We start from the raw sequence: 12,184 nt of genomic DNA on the forward strand, positions 1-12,184 counted from the left end.
TCGGAGACGCAGTGTTCGACCTGGAGGCGGGTGTTGACCTCGAGGAAGGAGATGGTGCCATCGGCGGCGACCAGGAACTCACAGGTCCCGGCGCCGACGTAGCCGGCCTCGCGGAGGATGGCCTTGGAGGATTCGTAGAGGCGTTTGTTCTGCTCGTCGGTCAGGAACGGTGCGGGGGCTTCCTCGACCAGTTTCTGGTGGCGGCGCTGCAGCGAGCAGTCCCGGGTGGAGACGACCACGACGTTGCCGTGGGTGTCGGCCAGGCACTGGGTCTCGACGTGACGGGGCTTGTCGAGGAACTTCTCCACCAGACACTCACCGCGGCCGAAGGCACCCACGGCCTCACGGACCGCGGACTCGTACAGGTCGGGGATCTCCTCCAGGGTCCGGGCCACCTTGAGGCCCCGGCCACCGCCCCCGAAGACGGCCTTGATCGCGACCGGGAGGCCGTACTCTTCGGCGAAGGCGACGATCTCGGTGGCGTCCTTGACGGGGTCCTTGAGGCCCGGCGCCAACGGGGCACCGGCCTTCAGGGCGATCTGCTTGGCCTTGGCCTTGTCACCCAGGGCGTCGATGGCCTCGGGGGAGGGCCCGATCCAGGTCAGCCCGGCCTCGATCACCGCGGTGGCGAAGTCGGCGTTCTCGGCCAAGAACCCGTAACCCGGGTGGACCGAGTCCGCCCCGGACCGGGCGGCGACCTCGAGGATCTTCTCGATCGAGAGATACGACTCTGCCGGGGTCGCGCCACCCAACGAGTAGGCCTCATCGGCCAGCCGTACGAACAGCGCGTCACGATCGGGGTCCGCATAGACCGCGACCGAGCCGATCCCGGCGTCCTTGCACGCACGGATCACTCGAACAGCGATCTCACCACGGTTGGCGATCAGGACCTTGGTCAGTGGCTTGCTCAACGAGAACTCCTCCATCGTGAATGCATGGACATGCTAGGGGAGGCCATCTCGCCCAGACTCCGGCCGCCCGTCGTAACGATTGTCACACCTCGGTGAGCTGAGCGAGCGAAGAGGTTACTCGGCGGTACACGGCGTCGTCGACGAGGACGCCTGCATGCCGCAGCGCCAGCACGGCCGCTCCGGCAAGGCCGTCGGTGGCGACGACGGCCCCGGGAGCGACCCGGGCGGCGAAGTCGGGCTGCCGGGCCAGGACGCTCCCGGCCGCGACCAGCGGTCCCTCGACATCAGGCGTACGCACCGCCGCCAGCGTCTCCGCCAGCCCCGCGGCCGCCCGGTCGAGGATGCCCGCGGCGACCTCGTCGCCGGCGCCCGCCGCAGTGAAGACGAGCGAGGCGAAGTCGGCCAACCTGAGCGGCGGCATCGCGTAGAGCGCCGCCGTCGCCGCGACGAGGGTCCCGGTCCGTCCTCCTTGTGGCCGTTCGTCCCGGATCGTGCCGAGCCGGTCCAGCAGCAGGCCGGTCAGCAGCGTCGCGGCGCCGCGCCCGTCGAGCGGCGCCAGCCCGGCACGTACGACCTCCCTGCCGAGCCAGAAGCCCGAGCCGACGTCCCCGAGCAGCCAGCCCAGTCCGTCCGAGATCCCCGCGAGCCGGCCGTCCTCGACCCGCACCGCCGATGCCCCCGTGCCAGAGAGCAGCACATAGCCATCTGGCGCCGCCGTCCCCGAGAAGTACGCAGCCAGCACATCGAAGTCGAAGACCGGCTCCACCGCGACCAGGTCGGAGAGGGCTGCCGCGATAGCGGCCCGATGGCCGAGGTCGGCCGCACCCGCCACCGCCAAGGCCGCACCGGCGAGTCTGCCGGCATTTGCGGAGGTCACGGCCTGGGTGACCGCGTCCCTGATCGCCGTCGTGGCAGCGTCGATTCCGGCGGAGGTCGGGTTGCCGCTGCCGGCCTTTCCGATGCCTCCGCAATGTCCGTCGGAGGAGACCACGACGGCGCGAGTGCTGGTGCCTCCCGCGTCGAGTCCCAGATAGTTGTCATTCATTGACACCGTTTCGTAACAGAAAACCATTGCCAGGCGTACTCTCTCCAAATAGTTTTCGAGCGCAGGCCTCGACATACGGTCGCGGCCGGAGTTTGCTAGGTGGGTGGACTAATTGACCAGAGACGTGTTCGGAGCCTTCGATGAGCAGGTTCGCACACGCCTGTCCAAGCTGCAGTCGATGGCGCAATCCGGTGGCCTCGACGAGGCGGTCGAGGCGATGGTCGGCAGCATCCGCGACGGCGGTGTGCTGCAGGCGTTCGGCACCGGCCACTCGCAGGCGTTCGCGATGGAGATCGCCGGGCGGGCCGGTGGACTGATCCCCACCCACGCCATCGCTCTGCGCGACACGGTCCTCAAGGGCGACCGGCCGGCGAGCGATCTCAAGGGCGGTCTCCTCGAGCGTGACACCAACATCGCCAACGAGCTCTGGGAGCTCCACGAGTTCCACCCCGAGGACGTCTTCCTGATCGCGTCCAACTCCGGTGTCAACGGCTCCATCGTCGGCATCGCGCTGCGCGCGAAGGAGGAGGGCCACACGGTGATCGCGGTGACCAGCCTCGAGCACACCAACGCGGTCACCCCCAAGCACCCCAGCGGCAAGCGCCTGGCCGAGATCGCCGACGTGGTGATCGACAACCTGGCTCCGTTCGGCGATGCCACCGTCCCGGTCGGTGACGGCGGCGTGCTCGCCGGTGCCGTCTCATCCATCACGGCGGCCTACATCGCCCAGCTCCTGACCCTCGCCACCGCCGCGAGGATCGAGGAGACAGGCGAGACCCCGCCCCTCTATCTCTCCGCCAATATCCCGGGTGGCGATGAGCACAACGATGCGTTGAAGGCTCGCTACGGCGAACGCATCGGAAGCATGGCCTGAACACCCGTAATGAAGAAGTAACGAGGAACCCACCCGAAAGAAGGCAGCACGATGTCCCAGCAGCTTCACCGGCTCGACCGCCGGACCCTTCTGCGCGGCACCCTCGCCGGCGCGGCGCTCGTGTCGTTCTCTGGAGCGCTCGCCGCGTGTGGCGCGCCCGGTAGCGACACAGACAACTCCGGCGGTGGCACCAAGTCCGCGTCGAACCCGTTCGGCATGCCCAAGGACGGCACCGTCGACGCGGTGATCTTCGACGGTGGCTACGGCTACGACTACGTCGAGTTCGCCGCAGGCGTGGTCGGCAAGGAGTTCGCCGACGCCGACCTCAAGATCAGCGCCACGACCAAGATCGCCACGGAGCTGCAGCCGCGCTTCGTCGGTGGCACGCCCCCGGACCTGATCGACAACTCGGGCGCGGACCTGATCGGCTTCAGCTCGATCGCCGCCCAGCTCGAGGAGCTCGACGACGTCTTCGAGGCGGAGAGCTACGAGGGTGTCAAGATCGAGGACACCCTCTACCCGAACGTGAAGGTGCCCGGCACCTACAGCGACCGGTTCGTGGCGATCAACTACGTCATGACCCTCTACGGCGTGTGGTACTCCGCCTCGCTCTTCGAGGAGAACGGCTGGACCCCGCCGAAGACCTGGGACGAGGCGCTCGACCTCGGTGCCAAGGCCAAGGCCAAGAAGAAGTACCTCTGGACCTGGGGCAAGGAGGCGGCGACCTACTACCGCACCCTGGTGATCGACTCGGCGGCCAAGGAGGGCGGCGACGAGGTGCGCCTCGGGCTCGAGAACCTCGAGAAGGGCATCTGGTCCCACGAGGTCATCCAGGGCATCCTGGGCAAGCTCGGCGAGATGGTCAGCAAGGACATGTTCATCCCGGGCGGCGCCGGCACCCAGTTCACCGCCGCGCAGGCCAAGTGGTCCAACGACCAGCAGGCGCTCCTCTACCCGAGCGGCGGCTGGATCGAGAACGAGATGAAGGACGCCACCAAGGAAGGCTTCGAGATGACCGGCATCCCGGAGTTCGTGCTCAGCGACAGCCCGTCGTTGCCGTACGAGGCCGTCCGTGCCGCGGCCGGTGAGGCGTTCATCGTCCCGAGCAAGGCGAAGAACCCGGCCGGTGGCAAGGAGATCCTCCGCGCCATGCTGTCGAAGGAGGCCGCGACCAACTTCGCCAAGACGAAGCTCGCGCCGACCATCGTCAAGGACACCATCCCTGCCGACGGGTTCGGCTCCGCGGCGCTGAAGTCGCAGAGCGCGATGCTCGACGCCGCCGGTGAGAACACCTTCAACTTCCAGTTCTACGACTACTACGGCACCAACGCCGACGAGCTGGTCGTGTGGAACTCGTTCCTCTCCGGTGATCTCGACGTCAAGGGCCTGACCAAGGCTGTCCAGGGCATCTTCGACAAGGTCGCCGACGACTCATCGATCGAGAAGCTCAAGGTTTCCTGACACCATGCCGGACCCATCAACCACGATGGCCTGGACGGCCGGCGGCCCCTCCGAGGAGAATCCTTGGGGGGCCGCCCCCGGCCGGCGCCGCCGCAAGCTAACCCTCGACCGGGCACTGTTCATGACGGTCTTCCTCGGCCTCCCGGTCGCGGTCTTCGTCATCTTCGTCGTGGTCCCGATCGGGCAGGCCCTCTTCTACTCGCTCACCGACTGGACCGGCTTCTCTCCGGTCATGAACTTCGTCGGCCTGGACAACTACGCCAAGCTGCTCGATGACGAGACCTTCCTCAAGGCGCTGCGCAACAACGTACTGCTCACGATCGTGGTGCCGTTCGTGACTCTGGTCGCGGCGCTGGCGATCGCGGTCGTCGTGACCACCGCCGGTCCCAGCACCGGCCAGGTCCGCGGTCTGAACGGGTCCGGCTTCTACCGGGTCGTCTCGTTCTTCCCGTACGCCGTCCCGGCCGTCGTCATCGGTCTTCTCTGGGCTCAGGTCTACGACCCCGCCGCCGGCCTGCTCAACGGCATGCTCACCGGCGTCGGCCTCGACGGGTTCAAGGACTACGCCTGGCTCGGTGAGGTGCGTGCGGCGATGCCGGCCTCGATGTTCGTGATCATCTGGGCAAGCATCGGCTTCTACACCGTGCTCTTCGTGGCCGCCATCAAGGGCGTACCCGCGGAGATCTACGAGGCCGCCCGCATCGACGGCGCCGGTCGCTTCCGCACCGCCATCTCGATCACGCTGCCCTCGATCCGTGACAACGTGCAGACGGCGTACATCTATCTGGGGATCCTCACCCTCGATGCGTACGTCTTCATGGCGGCGCTCGCCCCTGGCGGTGGCCCCGCCAACAGCACGCTGACGATGAGCCAGCACCTGATGAACACCGCCTTCAAGAAGAGCCAGTTCGGCTACGCCACCTCGATGGGCGTGGTGCTCGCCCTGGTCACGCTGCTCTTCGCCGCCCTGGTCTTCGTCGTCTTCCACTTCGCTGGCGGACGAGACAAGAAGGGAGACGTACGCCGATGAGTGCCGTCACTCTGGACAAGCCTGTCGCTGCCCGCTCCGAAGGCGGGCGACGTACGCCCGGCGACGCACTGGTCGCCGGCACCTCGCACACGATGCTGATCATCTGGTCGGTCATCGTCATCGTGCCCTTCTGCTGGGTGGTTCTCTCCTCGTTCAAGACGTCGAAGGAGATCCTGTCCTCGCCGTTCTCGCTGCCCGCGGAGTGGAACTTCGACAACTACGTCAGCGCCTGGACCAAGGCCGGCATCGGGACGTACTTCTTCAACACCGTCATCGTCGTCGGCACCGCCCTGGTGCTGGTGATGCTGCTGGGGGCGATGTGCGCCTACGTGCTGGCGCGGTTCGAGTTCTTCGGCCGCAGGGTCATCTACTACACGATGCTGGCTGGGCTGACCTTCCCGGTCTTCCTGGTCATCGTGCCGCTGTTCTTCGTGCTCCAGGGCATCGGGCTGCTCAACACGCTGCCCGGGCTGATCCTGACCTACGTCGCCTACGCGCTGCCGTTCACCGTCTTCTTCCTCTACGCCTTCTTCAAGACGCTGCCCGACGACGTCTACGAGGCCGCGATGATGGATGGTGCGGGCGAGTGGCGCACGTTCTTCCAGATCATGCTGCCGATGGCCGCACCCGGGATGGCCGGGGTCGCGATCTTCAACTTCCTCGGGCTGTGGAACCAGTTCCTGCTCCCGGTGGCGCTCAACACCGACCGGAACAACTACGTGCTCACCCAGGGCATGGCGTCGTTCTCCTCCCAGGCGGGCTACAACGTCGACTTCGGCGCGCTCTTCGCCGGGGTGGTGCTGACCGTGCTTCCGGTGCTGGTCGTCTACCTGATCTTCCAGCGGAGGATCGCCGGAACGGTCTCGACGGGCACGTTCCGCTGACCCGGATCTGACCCAGATGTGACGCGGGTCTCGCATCCCAGGTTAATAAACGCTAACCTGGGATGCGTGACCGCTTTTCTCCAGCCCGAGCACGAAGAGTTGCGTGCTGTCGTCCGTGACTTCGCCCAGAAGGAGATCGCGCCCCATGCCTCGCAGTGGGACCGCGACCATCACTTCCCCGTCGACGTGGTCCACAAGATGGGTGAGCTGGGCCTGTTCGGCCTGACCGCCCCCGAGGCGTACGGCGGGGGCGAGGGTGACCTCGTCGCGCTCTGCGTCGCGATCGAGGAGCTCGGCCGCGTCGACCAGTCGATCGGGATCACGCTCGAGGCCGCCGTCGGTCTGGGCATCAACCCGATCCTCACCTACGGCACCGACGAGCAGAAGGAGCGCTGGCTCCCCGACCTCGTCGCGGGCAAGAAGCTGGCCGGGTTCGGGCTGACCGAGCCGGGCGCCGGCTCCGACGCCGGCGCGACCGCCACCAAGGCTGTCCTCGACGGCGAGGAGTGGGTCGTCGACGGCGCCAAGCAGTTCATCACCAACTCCGGCTCCTCGATCACCTCGGTCGTCACCGTCACCGCCCGCACCGGGACCCGCGACAACGGCAAGCCCGAGATCAGCACCATCATGATCCCTTCGGGCACGCCCGGGTTCACCGCCGAGAAGGCGTACGACAAGCTCGGCTGGCACGCCTCCGACACCCACCCGCTCTCCTTCGACGGCGCCCGGGTTCCGGCCGACCACCTCCTCGGTGAGCGCGGCCGCGGCTACGCCCAGTTCCTCGCCACCCTCGACGACGGCCGCGTCGCGATCGCCGCGCTCGCCGTCGGCTGCATCCAGGCCTGCCTCGACATGGCCCTCGAGTACGCGGGGGAGCGGCAGACCTTCGGCGGCCCGATCGGTCGCAAGCAGGGCGTCGCCTTCCAGATCGCCGACCTCGAGGTCATGCTGCGGGCCTCGCGCCTGCTGACGTACGAGGCCGCGGCGATGAAGTCCGGGCTCGACTCGGGCGCCGTGACGATGAAGGAGTTCAAGCAGGCGGCTGCCGCCGCCAAGCTGTACGCCACCGAGTCGGCCGTCACCGCTACCCGCATCGCCACCCAGGTCTTCGGCGGCTACGGGTTCATGGAGGAGTATCCGGTGGCCCGCTTCTACCGCGACGCGAAGATCCTGGAGATCGGCGAGGGCACCTCCGAGGTGCAGCGCATGCTGATCGCCAGAGGTCTCGGCCTTCCTGTGGAGTAGGGCCCGTCGAATAGGCGCGAATGCTAGGGCAGGCTGAACGAAACCCGCGAAGTAATCAAGAGCCATCTCACCATTGACCGTTTACTGTGGCCACATGGTGTTCGGGGGACAGCTGCTGGGACGGCTGCGTCGCACTCGCCTCTTAGGAGAGGCGGTCCGCTTCATGATGGTCGGCGGAATCGCGACAGCAGTCGCCTTCGTGCTGTTCAACGGACTGGTCCACGGCTTCTTCATGGGCGCCGGTCCGATGAACGGTCAGCCGATCCCGGCCTACATCGTCGCCAACACGGTCGGCATGCTGATCAGCTACGACCTGAGCCGCCGCTGGACGTTCCGTCATCGCGTCTCCGGCCACCCCGACGGCGGGTTCACGGCCTACGTCGTGATCAACGCTGTCACGATGCTGCTGCCGATCGGGTGCCTCTACGTCACCCGTAGCGTGATCGGCTGGGACAGCGCGATCGCCGACAACCTCTCCGCCAATGTGGTCGGCGTGCTGCTGGGCCAGGTCGCCCGGTTCTTCCTCTTCCGGAAGTTCGTCTTCGGCCAGCCCATCCGCTACACGCAGGTCTACGGCAGCGTCGAGGAGGAGGCGGCAGCGCTCGGCTTCACCGACGACAAGACGATCCTGGTGGGGCCGGAGCGCCGCGAGCCGGTCAGCGGTTCCACAGATCGGGCCAGGCGTGACCGAGCCGGCTGAGCAGGTCGCGTAGCAGCGGCAGGCTCAACCCGACCACGTTGTGGTGGTCGCCCTCGATCCCGGTCACGAAAGCTCCGCCGAGCCCGTCGATCGTGAACGCACCCGCGACGTGCAGCGGCTCACCGGTCGCTACGTACGCAGCGATCTCCTCGTCGCTCACATCGGCGAAGTGCACCGTCGTGGCCGCGGTCTGCGACACCTGCCGACCGGTCGCGGTGTCGATCAGCGCATGCCCGGAGACGAGTACGCCGCTGCGCCCCCGCATCTCCCGCCAGCGCTGGGTCGCCTCCTCCGGATCGTGCGGCTTCCCCAGGGGCTTCCCGTCCAGCTCGAGGACGCTGTCGCACCCCAGCACGAGCGCCCCTTCGGGCACCTCGGGTCGGCCGGCGACCGCGTCGCGCTTGAGCTCGGCGAGCCCGAGCGCCAGCTCTGTCGGCGGCAGCCCGTCGAGCTTGCTCTCGTCGACACCAGAGACGATCACCACAGGCTCGACACCTCCGCTCCGCAGCGTCTGCAGCCGGGCGGGGGACTTGGAGGCAAGGACCAGCGTGGTCATGGCTCAACCCTAGGGGGAGCGGTCCTTTACCCCGGAGTCCGTCCCGACTAGGTTTCGCACATCCAACCCATCTCAATGAGGAGAAATCCGAAGCGACGGATTACCCGCCGCCCCCGCCCCAGCAGCCGTACGGTGCTGGCCCCGTGGGCGAAGTTACGCTGAGCCAGCCGCTCCGCGGCGCGTCGCCCCGCGACGCCATCGTGCGCTTCTTCAAGAAGTACGCCTCCTTCGAGGGCCGCGCCAGCCGCTCCGAGTTCTGGTGGCCCTGGCTGTTCGCCGTCGTCGTCAACATGGCGATCAACCTGATCCTCGGGGCCGACTCGACCGCCGGCTCCATCGTCGGTGGCATCTTCGGGCTCGCCATCCTGGTCCCGTCCCTCGCCGTCGGAGCCCGGCGCCTGCACGACACCGGCCGCTCCGGCTGGTGGCAGCTGCTCTACCTGACCTGCGTCGGCATCATCGTGCTGATCGTCTTCTGGGCGCTGCCCGAGAAGGCCGAGGGCGACAAGTACAACGTCGCCTGACGCGACTCTGGTACTTCGCCAGACAAAGCCTGGCCACCGAGAGTGTCGGTGGCCAGGCTTACTGTCATTCCATGGCCTGGCGGAAGTACACACAGGAGATGCTGCAGGAGGCGGTCGACAACTCGACATCCGTCGCCGGCGTACTGCGGCATCTCGGTCTCAACCAGGCGGGCGGAACCCATGCCCACATCAGCCGGATGCTCAAGAACATGGAGATCGACACCAGCCACTTCGTTCGGTACGTCGGTACGGGCGCACATGCCCGACACTCGGCGGACAAGATCCTTGTCGTGCGTCCGCCAGGCAGCGGCCGCGCGAAGCCGCTAATGCTGCGACGAGCGCTCCTCGAGATAGGACGGCCGTACGCGTGTGCAGAGTGTGGCTGCGGCGGGAGGTGGCGAGGGAAGCCCCTTCGACTCCACATCGATCACATCGACGGCGACTTCCATAACAACGTCGCCGGTAATCTTCGGTTCCTCTGCCCCAACTGCCATAGCCAGACCCCTAACTTCAGCGGTGCGAGTCGTGGGAAGTACGCCCTGGCAGGCGGGTAGGGCACATCGGCACATTCTGCGCCGTCGGCTGTCTGGTTGCGGCCGTCAACCCCTAGACTGATCGCCGCTCGCCGAAGTGGTGGAATTGGCAGACACGCAGCACTTAGGATGCTGTGCTCCAGGGCGTGCGGGTTCAAGTCCCGCCTTCGGCACACAGAGTCCGGGTCCGACCCGGGGCGTCCCAGGGTCGATCCTGATGGACAACAGACCCCTGACCCTCAAGGATGGAAGGACAACACCCCATCCAGGGAGAGGGATGAAGTCATGTCGTTCAAGGACAACGCGTCCAACTGGCGCGATGGCGTCCAGAAGGGCGTCGAAGGCGCCAAGCCTGCCGTTGCGGACGCCAAGGTGAAGTCAGCACCTCACCTTGTCACCGGCGGCGAGAAGACCGTCGAGAAGGCCGGCGAGTTCAAGGCTCAGATCGAGGCCAAGAGGGCCGCGGTGGCATCCGCACCCGACGCGGACACGCCGCGCAACCAGGCCCTGTCGGGTCTGCTCCAGGTCGGCGCGGCTGCCACCGACGTCGCCGCCCAGGCGGGCGAGTGGCTGATGGAGACCGGTGCCAAGTGGAGCGCCGGCGCCGGCCCCGTGGTCGTCGAGCCGCCCAAGGAGATCCCGGGGGAGGACGTACCTCCTCCGCCTGACTTCAAGAAGCCCGACGACCAGCAGTAGAGCTACGAGGCGAGGCCGAGGTCGCGGCGGAGCTTGGCGACGTGACCGGTCGCCTTGACGTTGTACTGCGCGACCTCGATCTTGCCCTCCTCGTCGACCACGAATGTCGAGCGGATCACACCCTCGACGACCTTGCCGTAGAGCTTCTTCTCGCCGTAGGCGTCGTACGCCTTGTGCACCGAGAGGTCCTCGTCGGAGGCCAGGGTGATGGTGAGCCCGTCACGCTCGCGGAACTTCGCGAGCTTGGCGGGCTTGTCCTTGGATATGCCGATGACCTCGTAGCCGGCGGCCTTCAGCGAGTCGATCGAGTCGGTGAAGTCGCAGGCCTGCTTGGTGCAGCCGGGGGTCATCGCGGCGGGGTAGAAGTAGACGATCACCTTGCGGCCGCGGAGGCTGCTGAGCGAGACCTCCGCACCGGTGTCGTCGGGAAGAGTGAAGTCAGGGGCCACATCGCCCGGCTCGAGACGCGTCATGGAGCCAACCTAGCGAACATTCCCAGGCGAACCGCAGCGGTGGAGCACGCAGTGGACGTACGCCGGTTGCTAAGGTCTGCGCATGTCCAAGGACCAGACTTCCTCGCTCGAGTCCGAGATCGAAGAGATCCGTGAGCGGCTCGCAGGCACCATCGACGAGCTGATCTACCGGGGCAGCCCGAAGACGATCGTTCAGCGCCAGGTGGCGGCCATCAAGGCGGTCTACGTCGACCCGGTCTCCGGCGAGCCGAAGATGGGCAACATCGCGAAGACCGTCGGCGGGGTGGTGGGCACCGTCGTGCTCATGGCCACGCTGCGTAAGATCACCAAGGCCAACTGACCACTCCCCACCGGCAAGGCAGCACGCACGTGACCGACAAGACCCCCATCAAGATGCTCCACGACCGGGTGCTGGTCGAGGTCGGGGCCGACGCCGGTGAGCGTCGCTCCTCGGGCGGCATCGTCATCCCGGCGACGGCCGCCATGGGCGCGGCCCGGCGGCTCACCTGGTCACGGGTGGTCGCGGTCGGTCCGCACGCGCGGGCCGTCGAGATCGGTGACCGGGTGCTCTTCGACGCCGATGACAAGCCGGAGGTCGAGGTCGCCGGAGAGGTGTACGTCCTGATGCGCGAGCGCGACGTGCACGCCGTCGCCGCCGAGCGGATCGCCGACGACTCGACGGGCCTCTACCTCTAGCTCTTCTTCTGAGCCTTGGGCAACGCGTTGAACCGGTGCGCCATCACGACGATGTTGCTGTCGTAGCTCGACCCGTTCCAGTCGGTGCAGGTGATGATCACCAGCCGGCCGTCGCCATGGTCCTGCCCGAAGAGGCGCTGGGCCTGCTCGGCGAGCTCCTTGCGGCTGAGCACCTCGACGGAGTCGACCTGGTGCTGGAAGGTCCCGTCCTTGGTGACGATGTCGACCTCCTGCCCCTCCTCGATGTGGTCGAGCTTGTTGAGGCTGCCGCCACCGGTGTGCACGGTGTGGCCGGTGACCACGGTCTGACCCTGCGCTGAGCCGGGCTTGGCGCTGCCGACCCACCAGCCGATCTCGCGCGGGTTGCGCGGCGGGTCGAGCACCTCGCCCTTGAGGCGGATCGGGACGACCCTCGCCTTCGTGTTCAGCCCGGGCAGCTCCAGGCGCTGCGGGGCGCCGGGCGGCACCTCCACCGCAGCGCTTCCGCTGGGCCACAACAGTCCGGCCAGCACCATCGCGACAGCGAGCACTACCAGCGCCGTCCAGAGGCCAATCG

Annotated in this window: 16 protein-coding genes and 1 tRNA gene; 12 read left to right on the forward strand and 5 right to left on the reverse strand. The window is 67.2% G+C overall.

Translation table 11 applies throughout. The features are described 5' to 3' along the window. Together ACFX43_RS06280 and ACFX43_RS06285 are read right to left on the reverse strand one after the other, a co-directional pair. Positions 1 to 926: acetyl/propionyl/methylcrotonyl-CoA carboxylase subunit alpha (locus ACFX43_RS06280; protein ID WP_378818352.1), on the reverse strand; the 926-nt coding region annotated here is incomplete at its 3' end. A 67-nt stretch (positions 927 to 993) separates the two neighbouring features. Continuing rightward, a complete protein-coding gene (locus tag ACFX43_RS06285; protein ID WP_378818355.1) occupies positions 994 to 1,956 on the reverse strand; it encodes an N-acetylglucosamine kinase in 963 nt (320 codons plus the stop codon). A 124-nt stretch (positions 1,957 to 2,080) separates the two neighbouring features. Here ACFX43_RS06285 and ACFX43_RS06290 point away from each other — a divergent pair, with 124 nt between their 5' ends. The 6 genes from ACFX43_RS06290 to ACFX43_RS06315 all read left to right on the forward strand — a co-directional run bounded on the left by ACFX43_RS06290 (position 2,081) and on the right by ACFX43_RS06315 (position 8,150). Then, entirely contained in the window at positions 2,081 to 2,830 is a 750-nt protein-coding gene (locus ACFX43_RS06290; protein ID WP_378818383.1) for a sugar isomerase domain-containing protein, read from the forward strand. A gap of 51 nt (positions 2,831 to 2,881) precedes the next feature. After that, a complete protein-coding gene (ngcE, locus tag ACFX43_RS06295; protein ID WP_378818358.1) occupies positions 2,882 to 4,291 on the forward strand; it encodes an N-acetylglucosamine/diacetylchitobiose ABC transporter substrate-binding protein in 1,410 nt (469 codons plus the stop codon). Positions 4,292 to 4,295: 4 nt separating this feature from the next. Then, positions 4,296 to 5,321: a carbohydrate ABC transporter permease gene (locus ACFX43_RS06300; protein WP_378818360.1), complete on the forward strand. Its 1,026-nt coding sequence runs from the start codon at positions 4,296 to 4,298 to the stop codon at positions 5,319 to 5,321. Then, positions 5,318 to 6,205: a carbohydrate ABC transporter permease gene (locus ACFX43_RS06305; RefSeq protein WP_378818362.1), complete on the forward strand. Its 888-nt coding sequence runs from the start codon at positions 5,318 to 5,320 to the stop codon at positions 6,203 to 6,205. The genes ACFX43_RS06300 and ACFX43_RS06305 overlap by 4 nt, the downstream gene beginning before the upstream one ends. Positions 6,206 to 6,271: 66 nt before the next feature. After that, the gene (locus ACFX43_RS06310; protein WP_378682848.1) at positions 6,272 to 7,450 is read left to right on the forward strand and encodes an acyl-CoA dehydrogenase family protein; all 1,179 of its coding nucleotides are present in this window, start codon (positions 6,272 to 6,274) and stop codon (positions 7,448 to 7,450) included. Between the two features lie 94 nt (positions 7,451 to 7,544). Next, a complete protein-coding gene (locus tag ACFX43_RS06315; protein ID WP_378818365.1) occupies positions 7,545 to 8,150 on the forward strand; it encodes a GtrA family protein in 606 nt (201 codons plus the stop codon). Here ACFX43_RS06315 and ACFX43_RS06320 read toward each other — a convergent pair. After that, positions 8,107 to 8,706: a Maf family protein gene (locus tag ACFX43_RS06320; RefSeq protein ID WP_378818367.1), complete on the reverse strand. Its 600-nt coding sequence runs from the start codon at positions 8,704 to 8,706 to the stop codon at positions 8,107 to 8,109. The genes ACFX43_RS06315 and ACFX43_RS06320 overlap by 44 nt on opposite strands. A 143-nt stretch (positions 8,707 to 8,849) precedes the next feature. On the opposite strand from ACFX43_RS06320, the gene ACFX43_RS06325 reads away from it, so the two are divergent. The 4 genes from ACFX43_RS06325 (at position 8,850) to ACFX43_RS06340 (ending at position 10,459) form a co-directional block, all read left to right on the forward strand. Further along, a complete protein-coding gene (locus tag ACFX43_RS06325) occupies positions 8,850 to 9,230 on the forward strand; it encodes a DUF805 domain-containing protein (protein ID WP_378818369.1) in 381 nt (126 codons plus the stop codon). Between the two features lie 71 nt (positions 9,231 to 9,301). Beyond that, positions 9,302 to 9,784 (forward strand): HNH endonuclease signature motif containing protein, encoded by a 483-nt coding sequence (locus ACFX43_RS06330; protein WP_378818372.1) that lies wholly within the window; start codon positions 9,302 to 9,304, stop codon positions 9,782 to 9,784. Positions 9,785 to 9,854: 70 nt separating this feature from the next. Continuing rightward, positions 9,855 to 9,936: transfer RNA gene (locus tag ACFX43_RS06335), tRNA-Leu, on the forward strand. 112 nt (positions 9,937 to 10,048) lie between these two features. Further along, on the forward strand, positions 10,049 to 10,459 hold the full coding sequence (locus ACFX43_RS06340) for a hypothetical protein (protein WP_378818374.1): 411 nt from the start codon (positions 10,049 to 10,051) through the stop codon (positions 10,457 to 10,459). Between the two features lie 2 nt (positions 10,460 to 10,461). Here the strand turns inward: ACFX43_RS06340 and bcp are convergent, their stop codons facing one another. After that, the gene (gene bcp / locus ACFX43_RS06345; protein ID WP_378818377.1) at positions 10,462 to 10,932 is read right to left on the reverse strand and encodes a thioredoxin-dependent thiol peroxidase; all 471 of its coding nucleotides are present in this window, start codon (positions 10,930 to 10,932) and stop codon (positions 10,462 to 10,464) included. Between the two features lie 82 nt (positions 10,933 to 11,014). On the opposite strand from bcp, the gene ACFX43_RS06350 reads away from it, so the two are divergent. Then, complete coding sequence (locus tag ACFX43_RS06350; RefSeq protein WP_160025189.1) at positions 11,015 to 11,272, forward strand: DUF3618 domain-containing protein; 258 nt, start codon at positions 11,015 to 11,017, stop codon at positions 11,270 to 11,272. A gap of 53 nt (positions 11,273 to 11,325) precedes the next feature. Next, positions 11,326 to 11,628 carry a GroES family chaperonin gene (locus ACFX43_RS06355; RefSeq protein ID WP_378818386.1) on the forward strand — a complete coding sequence of 101 codons (303 nt, stop codon included), beginning with the start codon at positions 11,326 to 11,328 and terminating at the stop codon, positions 11,626 to 11,628. Here the strand turns inward: ACFX43_RS06355 and ACFX43_RS06360 are convergent. Then, the coding region (locus tag ACFX43_RS06360; protein ID WP_378818380.1) for a class F sortase at positions 11,625 to 12,184 on the reverse strand (560 nt) is incomplete at its 5' end. The two genes, ACFX43_RS06355 and ACFX43_RS06360, sit on opposite strands and share 4 nt — an antisense overlap.

Origin of the sequence: Nocardioides sp. YIM B13467 (assembly GCF_042788075.1) — a bacterium.
Lineage (GTDB): Bacteria > Actinomycetota > Actinomycetes > Propionibacteriales > Nocardioidaceae > Nocardioides.

Coding starts and splice junctions, on each gene's coding strand:
- ACFX43_RS06350 (WP_160025189.1), top strand. CDS start 11,015: ATGTCCAAGGACCAGACTTCCTCGCTCGAGTCCGAGATCGAAGAGATC.
- ACFX43_RS06305 (WP_378818362.1), top strand. CDS start 5,318: ATGAGTGCCGTCACTCTGGACAAGCCTGTCGCTGCCCGCTCCGAAGGC.
- ACFX43_RS06330 (WP_378818372.1), top strand. CDS start 9,302: ATGGCCTGGCGGAAGTACACACAGGAGATGCTGCAGGAGGCGGTCGAC.
- bcp (WP_378818377.1), bottom strand. CDS start 10,932: ATGACGCGTCTCGAGCCGGGCGATGTGGCCCCTGACTTCACTCTTCCC.
- ACFX43_RS06300 (WP_378818360.1), top strand. CDS start 4,296: ATGCCGGACCCATCAACCACGATGGCCTGGACGGCCGGCGGCCCCTCC.
- ACFX43_RS06355 (WP_378818386.1), top strand. CDS start 11,326: ATGCTCCACGACCGGGTGCTGGTCGAGGTCGGGGCCGACGCCGGTGAG.
- ACFX43_RS06320 (WP_378818367.1), bottom strand. CDS start 8,706: ATGACCACGCTGGTCCTTGCCTCCAAGTCCCCCGCCCGGCTGCAGACG.
- ACFX43_RS06340 (WP_378818374.1), top strand. CDS start 10,049: ATGTCGTTCAAGGACAACGCGTCCAACTGGCGCGATGGCGTCCAGAAG.
- ACFX43_RS06285 (WP_378818355.1), bottom strand. CDS start 1,956: ATGAATGACAACTATCTGGGACTCGACGCGGGAGGCACCAGCACTCGC.
- ACFX43_RS06315 (WP_378818365.1), top strand. CDS start 7,545: ATGGTGTTCGGGGGACAGCTGCTGGGACGGCTGCGTCGCACTCGCCTC.
- ngcE (WP_378818358.1), top strand. CDS start 2,882: ATGTCCCAGCAGCTTCACCGGCTCGACCGCCGGACCCTTCTGCGCGGC.